Annotated in this window: 18 protein-coding genes; 14 read left to right on the top strand and 4 right to left on the bottom strand. The window is 45.8% G+C overall.

Annotated features, from left to right (window positions below):
• Positions 1–9: 9 nt before the first annotated feature.
• Positions 10–1,404, top strand: coding sequence for a replicative DNA helicase (gene dnaB, locus L8G48_RS06750; RefSeq protein WP_248263842.1), 1,395 nt, complete (start codon positions 10–12; stop codon positions 1,402–1,404).
• Between the two features lie 6 nt (positions 1,405–1,410).
• Here the strand turns inward: dnaB and L8G48_RS06745 are convergent, their stop codons facing one another.
• The 4 genes from L8G48_RS06745 to zur are packed head-to-tail and all read right to left on the bottom strand — an operon-like array spanning position 1,411 to position 5,190.
• The gene (locus tag L8G48_RS06745; protein ID WP_248263841.1) at positions 1,411–1,881 is read right to left on the bottom strand and encodes a chemotaxis protein CheX; all 471 of its coding nucleotides are present in this window, start codon (positions 1,879–1,881) and stop codon (positions 1,411–1,413) included.
• A 3-nt stretch (positions 1,882–1,884) separates the two neighbouring features.
• A complete protein-coding gene (locus L8G48_RS06740) occupies positions 1,885–2,391 on the bottom strand; it encodes a DUF6702 family protein (RefSeq protein WP_248263840.1) in 507 nt (168 codons plus the stop codon).
• Positions 2,384–4,714: a M1 family metallopeptidase gene (locus tag L8G48_RS06735; protein ID WP_248263839.1), complete on the bottom strand. Its 2,331-nt coding sequence runs from the start codon at positions 4,712–4,714 to the stop codon at positions 2,384–2,386. The genes L8G48_RS06740 and L8G48_RS06735 overlap by 8 nt, the downstream gene beginning before the upstream one ends.
• 29 nt (positions 4,715–4,743) lie before the next feature.
• Positions 4,744–5,190 (bottom strand): zinc uptake transcriptional repressor Zur, encoded by a 447-nt coding sequence (gene zur, locus L8G48_RS06730; protein ID WP_248263838.1) that lies wholly within the window; start codon positions 5,188–5,190, stop codon positions 4,744–4,746.
• 153 nt (positions 5,191–5,343) lie between these two features.
• On the opposite strand from zur, the gene dusA reads away from it, so the two are divergent.
• The 13 genes from dusA (at position 5,344) to rpsQ (ending at position 13,136) form a co-directional block, all read left to right on the top strand.
• The gene (dusA, locus tag L8G48_RS06725) at positions 5,344–6,342 is read left to right on the top strand and encodes a tRNA dihydrouridine(20/20a) synthase DusA (protein WP_248263837.1); all 999 of its coding nucleotides are present in this window, start codon (positions 5,344–5,346) and stop codon (positions 6,340–6,342) included.
• Between the two features lie 399 nt (positions 6,343–6,741).
• Positions 6,742–7,965 carry a dipeptidase gene (locus L8G48_RS06720; protein WP_248263836.1) on the top strand — a complete coding sequence of 408 codons (1,224 nt, stop codon included), beginning with the start codon at positions 6,742–6,744 and terminating at the stop codon, positions 7,963–7,965.
• Positions 7,966–8,173: 208 nt separating this feature from the next.
• Positions 8,174–8,485, top strand: a complete 312-nt coding sequence (gene rpsJ / locus L8G48_RS06715) for a 30S ribosomal protein S10 (RefSeq protein ID WP_053954198.1) — start codon at positions 8,174–8,176, stop codon at positions 8,483–8,485.
• 38 nt (positions 8,486–8,523) lie between these two features.
• A complete protein-coding gene (rplC, locus tag L8G48_RS06710) occupies positions 8,524–9,162 on the top strand; it encodes a 50S ribosomal protein L3 (RefSeq protein WP_248263835.1) in 639 nt (212 codons plus the stop codon).
• Between the two features lie 18 nt (positions 9,163–9,180).
• Complete coding sequence (rplD, locus tag L8G48_RS06705) at positions 9,181–9,786, top strand: 50S ribosomal protein L4 (protein ID WP_248263834.1); 606 nt, start codon at positions 9,181–9,183, stop codon at positions 9,784–9,786.
• Complete coding sequence (gene rplW / locus L8G48_RS06700) at positions 9,783–10,085, top strand: 50S ribosomal protein L23 (protein ID WP_248263833.1); 303 nt, start codon at positions 9,783–9,785, stop codon at positions 10,083–10,085. The genes rplD and rplW overlap by 4 nt, the downstream gene beginning before the upstream one ends.
• 14 nt (positions 10,086–10,099) lie before the next feature.
• Positions 10,100–10,924 (top strand): 50S ribosomal protein L2, encoded by an 825-nt coding sequence (gene rplB / locus L8G48_RS06695; protein ID WP_248263832.1) that lies wholly within the window; start codon positions 10,100–10,102, stop codon positions 10,922–10,924.
• Between the two features lie 16 nt (positions 10,925–10,940).
• Positions 10,941–11,219 carry a 30S ribosomal protein S19 gene (rpsS, locus tag L8G48_RS06690; protein ID WP_011235149.1) on the top strand — a complete coding sequence of 93 codons (279 nt, stop codon included), beginning with the start codon at positions 10,941–10,943 and terminating at the stop codon, positions 11,217–11,219.
• Between the two features lie 13 nt (positions 11,220–11,232).
• Positions 11,233–11,565, top strand: coding sequence for a 50S ribosomal protein L22 (gene rplV / locus L8G48_RS06685; protein ID WP_248264179.1), 333 nt, complete (start codon positions 11,233–11,235; stop codon positions 11,563–11,565).
• A 10-nt stretch (positions 11,566–11,575) separates the two neighbouring features.
• Positions 11,576–12,256, top strand: coding sequence for a 30S ribosomal protein S3 (rpsC, locus tag L8G48_RS06680; protein WP_248263831.1), 681 nt, complete (start codon positions 11,576–11,578; stop codon positions 12,254–12,256).
• A gap of 12 nt (positions 12,257–12,268) precedes the next feature.
• Positions 12,269–12,682, top strand: a complete 414-nt coding sequence (rplP, locus tag L8G48_RS06675; protein ID WP_011235146.1) for a 50S ribosomal protein L16 — start codon at positions 12,269–12,271, stop codon at positions 12,680–12,682.
• Positions 12,682–12,873 (top strand): 50S ribosomal protein L29, encoded by a 192-nt coding sequence (gene rpmC, locus L8G48_RS06670; protein WP_248263830.1) that lies wholly within the window; start codon positions 12,682–12,684, stop codon positions 12,871–12,873. Before rplP ends, rpmC begins: the two co-directional genes overlap by 1 nt.
• A complete protein-coding gene (gene rpsQ / locus L8G48_RS06665; RefSeq protein WP_248263829.1) occupies positions 12,873–13,136 on the top strand; it encodes a 30S ribosomal protein S17 in 264 nt (87 codons plus the stop codon). Before rpmC ends, rpsQ begins: the two co-directional genes overlap by 1 nt.
• Positions 13,137–13,229: the final 93 nt, after the last annotated feature.

Raw genomic sequence — 13,229 nt, 5'->3', positions numbered from 1 at the left:
ACTTTCCTCATGGCAGAAAAGTCAAAAAACCGCGATGCTTCAGTAGAAGCACTGCGCTCAGCTCCACATTCAATTGAAGCAGAACAATCCGTTCTCGGCGGCTTAATGCTGGATAATGACGCTTGGGATAATGTCGCTGGCAGTGTTATAGCAGAAGATTTTTACCATCGATCCCATCGACTGATTTTTAAGGCGATGCACGAACTCTCTCAGCGTAACCAGCCGATGGATTTGGTCACCGTATCAGAGAATCTCGAAACCTCCGGAGAGTTAGATCAAATTGGGGGCTTTGCGTACCTTGGCGAGATAGCTAAAAATACACCCAGTGCGGCGAATATATTAGCTTATGCCAATATCGTCAGAGAGCGGGCGGTGTTGCGAGAAATGATTGGCGCGGCGAATGACATTGCTGAGTCCGGATATGATACCCAGGGGCGAAATAGTGCAGAGCTGCTTGATTTAGCTGAATCAAAAGTTTTTCAAATAGCAGAAAAACGGGTCAGTTCAAGTGAAGGCCCACAGGGAATAAATCTTATTCTGCAACGTACGGTGAGCCGTATTGAGCAGTTAAGTAAACTGAAAAATAATAATGGTGTAACAGGGGTTTCTACTGGCTTCACCGACTTAGACCAGGTGACAGCAGGTTTGCAGCCTTCAGATTTGATTATAATAGCGGCCCGGCCCTCAATGGGTAAAACCACATTTGCGATGAACCTGGCGGAGAATATTGCTCTGAATGATGATCGTCCGGTGTTGGTGTTCAGCCTGGAGATGCCGGCCGAACAGTTAATGATGCGTATGCTGGCATCTTTGAGCCGGGTTGATCAGAATAAAGTGCGTACCGGTAAGCTTGAGGATGATGACTGGGCGCGTATTGCGTCCGTTATGAACATGCTAAACGAGAAAAATAATATTTATATCGATGACTCTTCAGGCTTAACGCCTACCGAAGTTCGTTCCCGGGCGCGTCGTATTCACAGAGAGCATAAAGGTATATCTATGATTATGGTGGATTACCTGCAGCTTATGACGGTGCCCGGTATGTCGGAAAACCGAACTCTGGAAATTGCTGAGATTTCCCGCTCGTTAAAATCTTTAGCGAAAGAGCTGGAAGTGCCGGTTGTGGCGTTGTCGCAGCTTAACCGCTCATTAGAACAACGCTCGGATAAACGCCCTGTCAATTCAGACCTGCGTGAATCAGGCTCTATTGAGCAGGACGCAGATGTCATTATGTTTATCTATAGAGACGAGGTTTATCATCCTGATTCGGCGGAAGAAGGTTTAGCCGAAATTATTATCGGTAAGCAGCGTAACGGACCTATTGGCAAAGTCGAACTTAAGTTCCACGGCCAGCTATCAAGATTCGATAATTATGCCCGAAACTTCAGCGACGATCGTTACTAATCGTCGCTATTTGATTTTATCGAAACAAATTTCAATATAGGCTTTTCCAGCGACATGGTTGAAGGGCATAATCAGTTTTGAGCCTTCAGATTTGTGCGAAATGCTATGATCTTTTCCCGACACGACAATAGGGGTTGCCATCTCAAAATCGTAGCCTTTCTCGCCTAATGTTTTTTTGGCTCCGCCGGTAACCATATTGGTAATTTCACCGACCATGTCACAGACGTCTTCATTAATTGAGTCCGGTAATTCGCCTAGCATTTTATTCATAATTTCACAGGCTAAGTTTTCTTCAAAAGAAATGGAAAATGAGCCTTTAACTTGTGGACCAACCATGCCTATGACGCCGGATACATCGCCTCGAGCGTACTCATCTTTTTTAAGCTGCGCCTTACCGGGTTTCAATTCCATTTGTGCCATCATCGACAAGACATTTTGCAGTGCCTGAAGAAATGGGTTTACGAACTCGGCATTCATCTTTTATCCCTTTATATCTTTCTGACACTTAATTGTGCCTGATGTGTTTTCAATGGTTAAAGTGAGACTACGGTTACCATAATCATCAACAACGTTGATCGTATTGATTTGCGCTGAGAAGCTATTCATTAAAAGCGTATTGGATAACTCCCAACGACACAAGTTATCACGCTCAGGGATTTCCTGATAAATCCAAATTTTCTGATAGTCAGCTTCAAAACCGACCCAGCTTGGTACAACTGCTTCTCCTGCAGAATCAGTGAGTTCAAACTTTTCATTTACCCAGTCGCGAATTTGCTGTTCTGCATCACTTTGTTCCAGCCTAAACGCTTTACCCAGGCGTTTCTTCAACGCCTGCTGAACGTCGTGCAAAGTATACTGATGCACAATTTCAACGGCATGCGTATTTGGGTTGGTGCTTATTTCTGTTAGCCCAAAAAAGTAACGATGCGCTGATACCGAGGGTACCAGCGCTAAAATCACAGCAAGAGTCGCAATAACTTTAGTCATTACTATCAGACTCCAGCTCCTGATTAAAATCTTCCATCATGCTCTTATTACGGTCTTCACGTTTAAAAAGCTCAATTCTTGATGGAACAGCCCGTGCAGGCCAATAATTATTCTCTGTATCAACGTCAGCCGTTTCCCAGTTTGGGTCAACAACGACCTGAGTCAGGGTTTTATCACGAATTAACAATTTACTGACGTTATCTGGTGAACGGCGCCAAACCTCTGCAGGAATACGGATATGCTCTTTACTACCATCTTCATAATGAAGGTCGAGTAAAATGGGCATAACTAAGCCGCCTTTGTTAGCAAAGTCGAGCACGTAAAAGTTGCGGCTATTTTGCAGCATCTGCTGTTGTTCTTCATTTAAGCCGTCAATGAGTTCTTTATACTTATTACGGTCAGCGTTGGTCACCGTAAATTCATCGTTTTCATTATAAAAATCAGTTAGATGCGGTTGCTGATGAATTTTGTAATTAACATTGGCGTTGCGCTGGGTCGTTAACGACTCGGGCTCCGCATCATGTTGCTTTTCTGCCCAGGCTTTTTCAACGTCCGGATCCTGCGTATCAATGGTTAATTGATGGACTTGCTCTAACGAAATGTCGACATGGTCAGTAGAGTAGAACCAACCACGCCAGAACCAGTCTAAATCAACGCCTGAAGCATCTTCTAAGGTTCTGAATAAATCTTCAGGTGTAGGGCGCTTAAATTTCCAGCGTTGTGCATATTCGCGGAATGCAAAATCGAACAGGTCGCGCCCAACGATAGTCTCGCGCAATATGTTCAGAGCTGTTGCCGGCTTCCCGTAAGCGTTATTACCAAACTGCAGAATAGATTCCGAGTTAGTCATAATAGGCATCTGGTCACTGCTTGCCATATAACGGGTAATGTTACGAGGTTCACCGCGCCATGAAGGGTAGTCTTCTTCCCATTTTTGCTCAGCCAGGAATTGCAGATAGGTGTTTATGCCTTCGTCCATCCAGGTCCACTGGCGCTCGTCCGTATTGACTATCATCGGGAAGTAAATATGGCCAATTTCATGAATGATTACCGAAATAAGACCGTATTTTGTACGTTTGGAGTAATACTTCTCACCGGAGTCTTCGTCAACATATGGACGAGGACCGTTAAAGGTGATCATCGGATATTCCATACCACCAACCGGGCCATTCACTGATATAGCTACAGGATAAGGGTAGTCGAAGCTGTAGTCATTATAGTGTTCAATAGTATGAATGATAGAAGCCGTTGAATAACGCTCCCATAAAGGATTCCCTTCTTCAGGATAAAAAGACATCGCTAAAACATCGGTGCCGTTATTTTTATAACCTTGTGCATCCCAGATAAATTTACGTGACGATGCCCAGGCAAAATCACGAACCTTTTCTGCTTCGAAAATCCAGGTTTTGGTGTCGCTGCTGCCTTCTTTTTGATTTTCCAGAGCTTCTTCTTCGGTGACAATTTTCACTGGTTGTTCTGAATTGCGGGCGAGTTCCAGGCGCTGACGTTGAATTGAAGTGAGTACGTCATTAGGATTTTGCAGAACGCCGGTAGAAGCAACAATGTGATCGGCAGGAACAGTTATTTCGACACGGTAGTCACCAAATTCCAGAGCGAACTCACCATTACCAATGAACTGTTTATTCTGCCAGCCTTGGGCATCATAGTAGGCGGCCATACGCGGGAACCACTGAGCCATCTCATAAAGGTAATTACCGTCGTCTTCGAAATATTCGTAACCACCACGGCCGCCAAGCACTTCGGCTTCAATAATATTGAACTGCCAGCCAATATTGAAAGTAACGCTGCTGCCACTTTTTAACGGCTTATCGAGATCGAGCCGTAGCATCGTATCGTTAACGTAATGCTCAAGCGGTTCACCATTTTCTAGACTAATTTCGGTAAGTTCATATCCGGCAGGGAAGCTTTGCTGGGTTAACATACTTTCCATACGAGAAAAGCTAACGCGCTCTAACTCGTCTGAGGCACGGCTTTTGGGCCCTATGGATTCTTTATTAAAGCGGTTCTGATCAAGCTGCACCCATAAATAGCGCAAAGTATCCGGTGAGTTATTGGTATAAGTAATGGTGCTTTTGGCGGTAATGCTTTGATTTTCGTCATCTAAAGCAACCTGAATTTTATAGTCGGCTTCTTGCTGCCAGTATGCGTGGCCTGGTGCTCCTGAAGCTGTCCGGTAGATATTGGGACTGCGAAATTTATCGTCATTAAGTTGACGGAATTTGTCGTCAAAGGCTTGAGCGGTTGCTGCCTGACTAACGGTAAAATAAACTGCTGCTGTAGCAATAGCATGACTGAATTTCATTCTGTTACCTATTGTTATTTTTAATGGCGCTATTTTGAATGGCACTTAGTGCATAAACCATGCGCCTCTATGGTCTGATTTTGAACTTTAAAGCCTTGATCTTCAGCTTGATGTTTCAGTTCCTCGTAAACCCCTTCGGACTGTATTTCCTGAACATCGCCGCAAGAATTGCAAATTAACATTTGAACGGGATGCTGGTGGTCGAAATGCGAGCAAAGGACGAAACTATTAGACGAAGTGATTTTATGGACAAAACCTTGCTCTTGTAAAAAGTCCAGAGCACGATAAATGGTTGGAGGTTTTGCATTTGGCATAACCTCGCGCAGTTGATCCAGTAAATCGTATGCGCCGACGGCTCCAGAATGTTCTGCAAGAATAGCGAATACCTCACGACGAGCGTTTGTCAGCCTGGCGCCGCGTTGTTGGCAAAGCTTTTCTGCTTTATGTATCAGTCGTTGAGATTCTTGAGCTGTCATTAGTTGCTACAGTTTTAAAATCAATTTAGCCATTGTAGAGAGTTTTACAGGCGAGGAAAAGGGTTTTACGGAAGAGGCTGCTTAGTGTTGCATTCTGAGTTAAAATAAGTCACGCAATTGCAGGCTTTATCGATTAACTTTTGGGTGGATGTTTTGGCTTTACCATATTATTACAGGCTTTCTGTAGCCCCGATGCTCGACTGGACTGACCGTCACTGCCGGTATTTTCATCGTTTACTAACGCAAACCACCCTTCTTTATACCGAGATGGTAACGACGGGGGCTATCATTTATGGCCAGCAGGACTTTCTGGGATTTAATCCAGAGGAACATCCCGTAGCCCTGCAACTAGGTGGCTCCGAACCGGACGCGATGGCACGTTGTGCTGCTTTGGCGCAAGAACGCGGTTATGACGAAGTGAATATCAATGTTGGATGTCCTTCCGACAGAGTTCAGAATGGCAGTTTTGGCGCCTGTTTAATGGCGCAACCTTTAAAGGTCGCTGATTGTGTAAAAGCGATGAAAGCAGTTACTGATATTCCAATAACAGTAAAGACCCGGCTCGGTATTGATGATCAGGATTCCGATGACTTTCTCTATGAACTAACCGATGCCGTTGTTGCTGCGGGTACAGACCAATTAACCTTGCACGCCCGTAAAGCTTGGCTGCAAGGGCTTAGCCCTAAAGAAAACAGAGACATTCCGGAGCTGCAATATGAACGTGTTTACCGGGCACAACAGAGATACCCCGATATTCCAATCTCTATGAATGGTGGAATCGCGACTATCGATGACGTCAAAGCGCATTTAACTCAGGTTCACGGTGTGATGATAGGGCGGGCGGCTTATCAAAATCCTTGGTTGTTAACTCAACTGGACCGGTTAAATACTCAAGAATGTTCTACTATGACCCGGGAAGCCGTGGTTACTGCCATGATCCCTTACATTGATAATCATATTCGTCAGGGCGGCCGTGCATGGCATGTTGCCCGCCATATGCTGGGGTTATTTCAGGGAATGACGGGCGGCAAACGGTGGCGTCAGTATTTGAGCGTCAAAGGGCCGCGAGCCAATAGTGCTGAGCAATTACTTTATGGCGCGCTGACGTTTCGTGATGACCACAGCCAACATGTTTCTTCATTAACTTCATAAACCCGCTAAAATTTAGCGAAAAACACTAACTTAAAAAGTAGATGGTTTTTTCGTTGCAATAGAAAAAACAATGAAATTAGGGGCTTAACAAATATTTAAAAGATGGCACAACCTTTGAATTAGTTGGTGCGACTTAACTAACGCACTGTCATTTATTCAAAGGAGAAAATCATGAAAGCGTTCGGTAAATATAAGGTGTCTGAACAAGAAAGCCAGAAAACTCAGTAAGGAGTCCCCATGATTTTATTGGATCAATGGTGGCTCATTTGGTTGACCGCGCCGGTATTAGGAACGTTAGTCGTCGGCGCTGTCATAAGTTTCAGCGCATCACTGATGCGGCATAGCTAGACTTTTGCTACTCTGCGTACATCTCGTTATAACAATAAAAGAGGAATACGTATGTTTAAGTCTCTGATAACCGCTTCCGTGCTGGCCGTAATAACGGGTTGCGCAACGGCTGCGCCATCAACCGAAAGCGACGCTGAAACAGCGAAGTATACTGCGAGTGATAAAGCCAATAGATTAGCGCAAGAGTATCTTCTAATCGACACACATATTGATGTGCCATATCGAATTCACAATAAATGGGAAGACGTTACCGAAGCTACCAAAGAGGGTGATTTTGATTACCCCAGAGCAGCGCAAGGCGGGCTTAACGCGCCTTTCATGTCAATTTATATCCCGGCTTCCTATGAAGAAAGCGGTGGCAGTATACAGCTTGCTCATGAGCTCATTGATGGCATGGAAGCACTGGTTGGGCGTGCTCCGGACAAGTTCGCACTGGCTTACAGCACCGATGATATTCGTCGTCATAAAGAGCAGGGCTTAATGTCGATAGCTTTAGGTATGGAAAATGGTACGCCAATTGAAGGTAATTTGGATAATCTGCATATGTTTTATGAGCGGGGAATTCGTTACATTACTCTGGCGCATTCATTATCAAACCACATTTCTGATTCTTCGTATGACATTCGCCGGCAATGGGATGGCTTGAGTCCTTTTGGTAAGGAACTGGTTAAAGAAATGAATAAAGTCGGCGTTATGGTCGATGTTTCTCACATTTCCGATGATGCGTTTTATCAGGCTGTAGAGATTAGCGAAGTACCAGTGATTGCATCGCATTCATCACTGCGTTCTTATACTCCGGGCTTTGAACGTAATATGAGCGACGACATGCTAAAGGCTTTGGCAGAAAATAAAGGTGTTATCCAAATCAATTTTGGCTCGTCATTTTTAGCGGAGCAGGCAAATCGCTATCGTGACATGATGAAAAAGCGGATTAACGCAGTAAAAGAGCAATATGGTGAAGAAAGTGATGAAGCGAAGCGCCGTATCAAGGATATTGAAGCTAATAACCCTTATCCGTTCGCAACGTTAGATACCGTATTGGACCACATTGACCATGTTCGTGATTTAATTGGTGTTGAGCATATTGGTATTGGTTCTGATTACGATGGTGTAGGCGATTCATTGCCGGTAGGGTTAAAAGACGTATCCACGTATCCAAACCTGGTGCAGGGTTTGTTAGACAGAGGATACTCAGAAAAAGAAATTGAAATGATTCTGGGTGGTAATCTAATGCGTGTCTGGGAGCAAGTGGAAGACTACGCTAAAGTACATTAAAGCCTTGACACCCGGCCGTGAATCGGTATAATTCGCGGCCTCGTCTTTTGAGTTTATCGGCTTTTGCCGTGTGAAAGACGTTCGACAACAGTCCCGATTGGGGACTGAACGGTTGACGTAGAAAATCGCACCCCCGGTATGTGCCAGGGAGGTTGCGATTTTCTGTGCTCTTTTTTAAATGCTCTTTTATTGAGGCTTTGATTTATTTATGGCTAATCAAAGAATTCGGATTCGTTTGAAAGCGTTCGATCACCGTCTGATCGACCAGTCGACTGCAGAGATAGTTGAAACTGCAAAACGCACTGGTGCTCAGGTACGTGGCCCTATCCCACTGCCAACTCGGAAAGAACGCTTCACCGTGCTGACTTCTCCACACGTGAATAAAGACGCGCGTGACCAGTACGAAATCCGCACCCACAAGCGTCTGATTGATATCATGGACCCTACTGACAAAACGGTTGACGCGCTTATGCGTTTAGACTTGGCAGCTGGCGTTGATGTTCAGATTAGTTTGGGTTGAGTGGGCAGTAATAGGATTACACACGAGAGGTTTTAATAATGGCTATAGGTCTAGTCGGTCGTAAAGTAGGAATGACGCGTGTCTTCCAGGAAGACGGCGCTTCTGTTCCTGTTACTGTGATCGAAGTGCTGGCAAACCGTGTGACTCAGGTTAAATCTGATGACACTGACGGTTACCGTGCTCTTCAAGTGACCACAGGCGAGAAGAAAGCGAGCCGTGTAACCAAGCCTTTAGCAGGTCATTTTGCTAAAGCTGGTACAGAGGCAGGTCGTGGTCTTTGGGAATTCCGCCTGAAAAACGGCGAAGGCGACGATTACGCAGTTGGTTCTGAACTAACTGTTGATATTTTCGCAGAAGTTAAGAAAGTAGACGTTACTGGTACTTCAAAAGGTAAAGGTTTTGCCGGCACCGTGAAGCGCTGGAACTTCGGCATGCAGGACGCTACTCATGGTAACTCATTGTCTCACCGCGCACCGGGTTCAATCGGTCAAAACCAGTCGCCTGGTAAAGTATTTAAAGGTAAGAAAATGGCTGGTCAGATGGGTAATGAGCAAGTCACTACGCAATCACTTGAATTAGTTCGGGTTGATGCAGAACGCAGCTTGTTGTTAATCAAAGGTGCGGTCCCGGGTGCAACCGGTAGTGATGTGATCGTTAAACCAGCGGTCAAGGCGTAACGTCTGAGGAGAATAGTGATGGAATTAACATTGAAAGACGCAAAAGGCGCTCTTGAGGTTTCCGAAGCTACCTTTGGACGTGAGTTTAATGAAGCCCTTGTCCATCAAGTAGTTGTAGCTTACGCTGCAGGTGCTCGACAGGGCACTAAAGCTCAGAAAACTCGTTCTGAAGTAGCCGGTGGTGGTAAGAAGCCGTGGCGTCAAAAAGGTACTGGTCGTGCCCGTGCAGGTACAATCCGTAGTCCTATCTGGCGTTCTGGTGGTGCGACTTTTGCAGCTAAACCGCAAAATCACAGCCAGAAAGTTAACAAAAAAATGTACCGCGGTGCGATTAAAAGCATTTTGTCGGAACTGATTCGTCAGGAACGTTTGATTGTTGTTGAAAAGTTTGGTGTTGAAGAACCAAAAACGAAGCAATTGGCAGCCAAACTGAAAGAAATGGATCTGCACGACGTTTTGATCGTGACCAAAGAAGTTGATGAGAACTTATTTTTAGCGTCTCGCAACTTGCATAAAGTCGACGTGCGTGATGTTCAGGGCATTGACCCTGTCAGTCTGATTGCTTTCGAGAAAGTGCTGATGACTGCTGACGCCGTCAAGCAGCTTGAGGAGGTGTTATCATGATGCGCGAAGAACGTTTGCTTAAAGTGATTTTAGCACCTCACGTTTCGGAAAAATCGACCAATACTGCTGAAAATAACAACACGGTTGTTTTTAAAGTAGCTGTTGATGCGACTAAAACCGAAATCAAAGCGGCTGTCGAAAAATTGTTTGAAGTTGAAGTCAAAAACGTACGTACAGTGAACGTGAAGGGTAAAGCCAAGCGCACTGGTTCTCGCTTCGGGAAACGCAGTGACTGGAAAAAAGCGTATGTTGCCTTAAATGAAGGTGCTGACATCGACTTCTCTGGCGGCGCTGAGTAACAGGAGGAATAAACATGGCTGTAGTTAAAAGTAAGCCTACGTCTCCGGGTCAACGCCACGTCGTTAAAGTCGTCGGTCAGGACCTGTACAAAGGCAAGCCTTACGCACCATTGCTGGAAAAAAACAGCAAATCTGGTGGTCGTAACAATAACGGTCGTATCACGGTTCGTCACATTGGCGGTGGTCATAAACACCACTACCGTGTTATTGACTTTAAACGTAATAAAGATGGTATCCCTGCAAAGGTTGAGCGTATTGAATACGATCCTAACCGTTCAGCGAATATCGCTTTAGTTTTGTATGCTGACGGTGAACGCCGTTACATTCTGGCTCCGAAGAGCCTATCAGTAGGCGATCGTGTTCAGTCTGGTGTTGATGCACCAATTAAGCCTGGTAATAGCCTGCCAATGCGCAACATCCCTGTGGGTAGTGTTGTTCACGCGGTAGAGTTACAGCCTGGTAAAGGTGCTCAGATGGCTCGTTCAGCGGGTGCTTATTGCCAGCTTCTTGCTCGTGACGGTGCTTATGTTACCGTTCGTTTACGTTCAGGCGAGATGCGTCGCATCCAGTCTGAAGGTCGTGCAACTATCGGTGAAGTCGGCAACGCAGAACACATGCTGCGTCAATTGGGTAAAGCTGGTGCAAACCGCTGGCGTGGTATTCGTCCAACCGTTCGCGGTGTGGCGATGAACCCAGTTGATCACCCTCACGGTGGTGGTGAAGGCAGAAGTTCTGGTGGACGTCATCCGGTGACGCCATGGGGCATGCCGACCAAGGGCTACAAAACCCGTAAAAACAAGCGTACTGATAAATTCATCGTACGCCGTCGCAACAAATAAGAGTTGAGGATAAAACATGCCACGTTCTCTTAAAAAAGGTCCATTTATTGACCTTCACCTGCTAAATAAGGTGGAGAAAGCGTTGGAAGCCGGGGAGAAAAAGCCAATTAAAACCTGGTCCCGTCGTTCAATGATCATCCCAGATATGATCGGCCTGACTATCGCTGTTCACAACGGTCGTCAGCACGTTCCTGTCTACGTGACAGATGAAATGATCGGTCATAAACTAGGCGAATTCGCGCCAACCCGTACTTATCGCGGCCATGCTGCTGATAAGAAAGCGAAGAAACGGTAAGAGGTAGAGAGTGATGGAAGCAATTGCTAAACACCAATTTGCCCGCGTTTCAGCGCAGAAGGGCCGTTTGGTCGCAGACCAAATCCGTGGACTTTCAGTAGAAAAAGCACTGGATATCCTGGCATACAGCCCCAAAGCATCTGCTGTCTTAATCAAGAAAGTGCTTGAGTCAGCAATCGCGAACGCGGAACATAACGAAGGTGCGGATATCGATGAGTTGAAAGTAGCTCGAGTCTTTTTAGACGAAGGTCCTACTATGAAACGCATCAAGCCACGGGCGAAAGGCCGTGCCGATCGTATCTTTAAGCGCACCAGCCACATTACTGTGGTCGTGTCAGATAGCTAGGAGATAAATTATGGGTCAGAAAGTACATCCTAATGGTATTCGCCTAGGTATCTCCAGACCATGGAATGCAACCTGGTATGCGAATACAAATGAGTTCGCTGATAACCTGCACAGTGACTATCAGGTACGTAAGTTCCTGACAAAAGAACTGCGCAACGCATCAGTTTCTCGTATCGTTATCGATCGTCCTGCTAAGAGTGTTCGTGTGACTATTCACACTGCGCGCCCTGGTGTGGTTATCGGTAAAAAAGGCGAAGACGTAGAAAAACTGCGTAAGAAAGTATCTAAGTTGACAGGTTCACCTGCGCAAATCAACATATCAGAAGTTCGTAAGCCTGAGTTGGATTCGCAGTTGGTAGCTGACAATATTGCTGGTCAGTTGGAACGTCGTGTCATGTTCCGTCGTGCAATGAAACGTGCTGTACAAAACGCCATTCGCTTGGGTGCCAAAGGCATCAAAGTTGAAGTCGGTGGCCGTTTAGGCGGCGCAGAGATTGCACGTACTGAGTGGTATCGTGAAGGCCGTGTACCGCTGCACACATTACGTGCAGACATTGACTACTCGACCTCAGAAGCGAACACCACTTACGGTATCATCGGTGTTAAGGTCTGGATTTTCCGTGGTGAAGTTCTTGGTGAACTTCCAACTGAAGAAAAGCCAGCTCCTAAGCGCGGCAAGAACCGTAAGTAAAGGAGAGACGATATGTTACAACCTAAGCGTACAAAATTCCGTAAGGTTCACACAGGCCGCAACCGTGGTCTGGCGCAGTCTGGTAACAAAGTCAGCTTCGGTACTTTTGGTTTAAAAGCTACTGACCGTGGTCGCATGACCGCGCGTCAAATCGAAGCAGGCCGTCGTGCAATGACTCGTCACGTTAAGCGTCAAGGTAAAATCTGGATCCGTGTATTCCCTGATAAGCCTATTACCAAAAAGCCTTTAGAAGTTCGTATGGGTAAAGGTAAAGGTAACGTCGAATACTGGGTTGCTCAGATTCAACCAGGTCGCGTTCTGTATGAAATGGACGGTGTTCCTGAAGAGTTGGCACGTGAAGCGTTCCGCCTTGCGGCACGTAAACTGCCTTTCAAAACCACTTTTGTGACTCGGACGGTAATGTGATGAAAGCAAGTGAACTGAAAGAAAAAACCGTTGAGCAGCTGCAGGAAGAACTGCTGGGCTTGCGTCGTGAGCAGTTTAATCTGCGCATGCAAGCAGCGACCGGTCAGCTGAATCAGACTCACATGATGAAACAGGTGCGTCGTGATATCGCACGTGTTAAAACCATCTTAAATGAGAAGGCAGGTGCGTAATGACTGAAGAAAGCCGTGTTCGTACTCTGCAAGGCAAAGTTGTCAGCGATAAGATGGATAAAACCATCACTGTAGCTATTGAACGCCGTGTAAAGCATCCCGTATACGGGAAGTACATCACGCGTACAACTAAAGTACATGCGCATGACGAAGACAACCAGTGTAAGACTGGCGACACCGTGCTTGTTCGCGAATGTCGTCCGCTGTCTAAGAATAAATCTTGGGCTCTGGAAGAAATCGTAGAGCGTGCTACTGTTGTCTAAACGCAGATAACGATAAAAAAATTAGAAGGCCTCCCTTGCGGAGGCCTTTTTTTTGATCTAAACCTTTATAGGTTGTGTACAAATACCTGAAAT

Source organism: Idiomarina aminovorans, from assembly GCF_023155095.1.
GTDB lineage: Bacteria > Pseudomonadota > Gammaproteobacteria > Enterobacterales > Alteromonadaceae > Idiomarina > Idiomarina aminovorans.
This window is presented reverse-complemented; position numbering and strand designations above follow the sequence as displayed.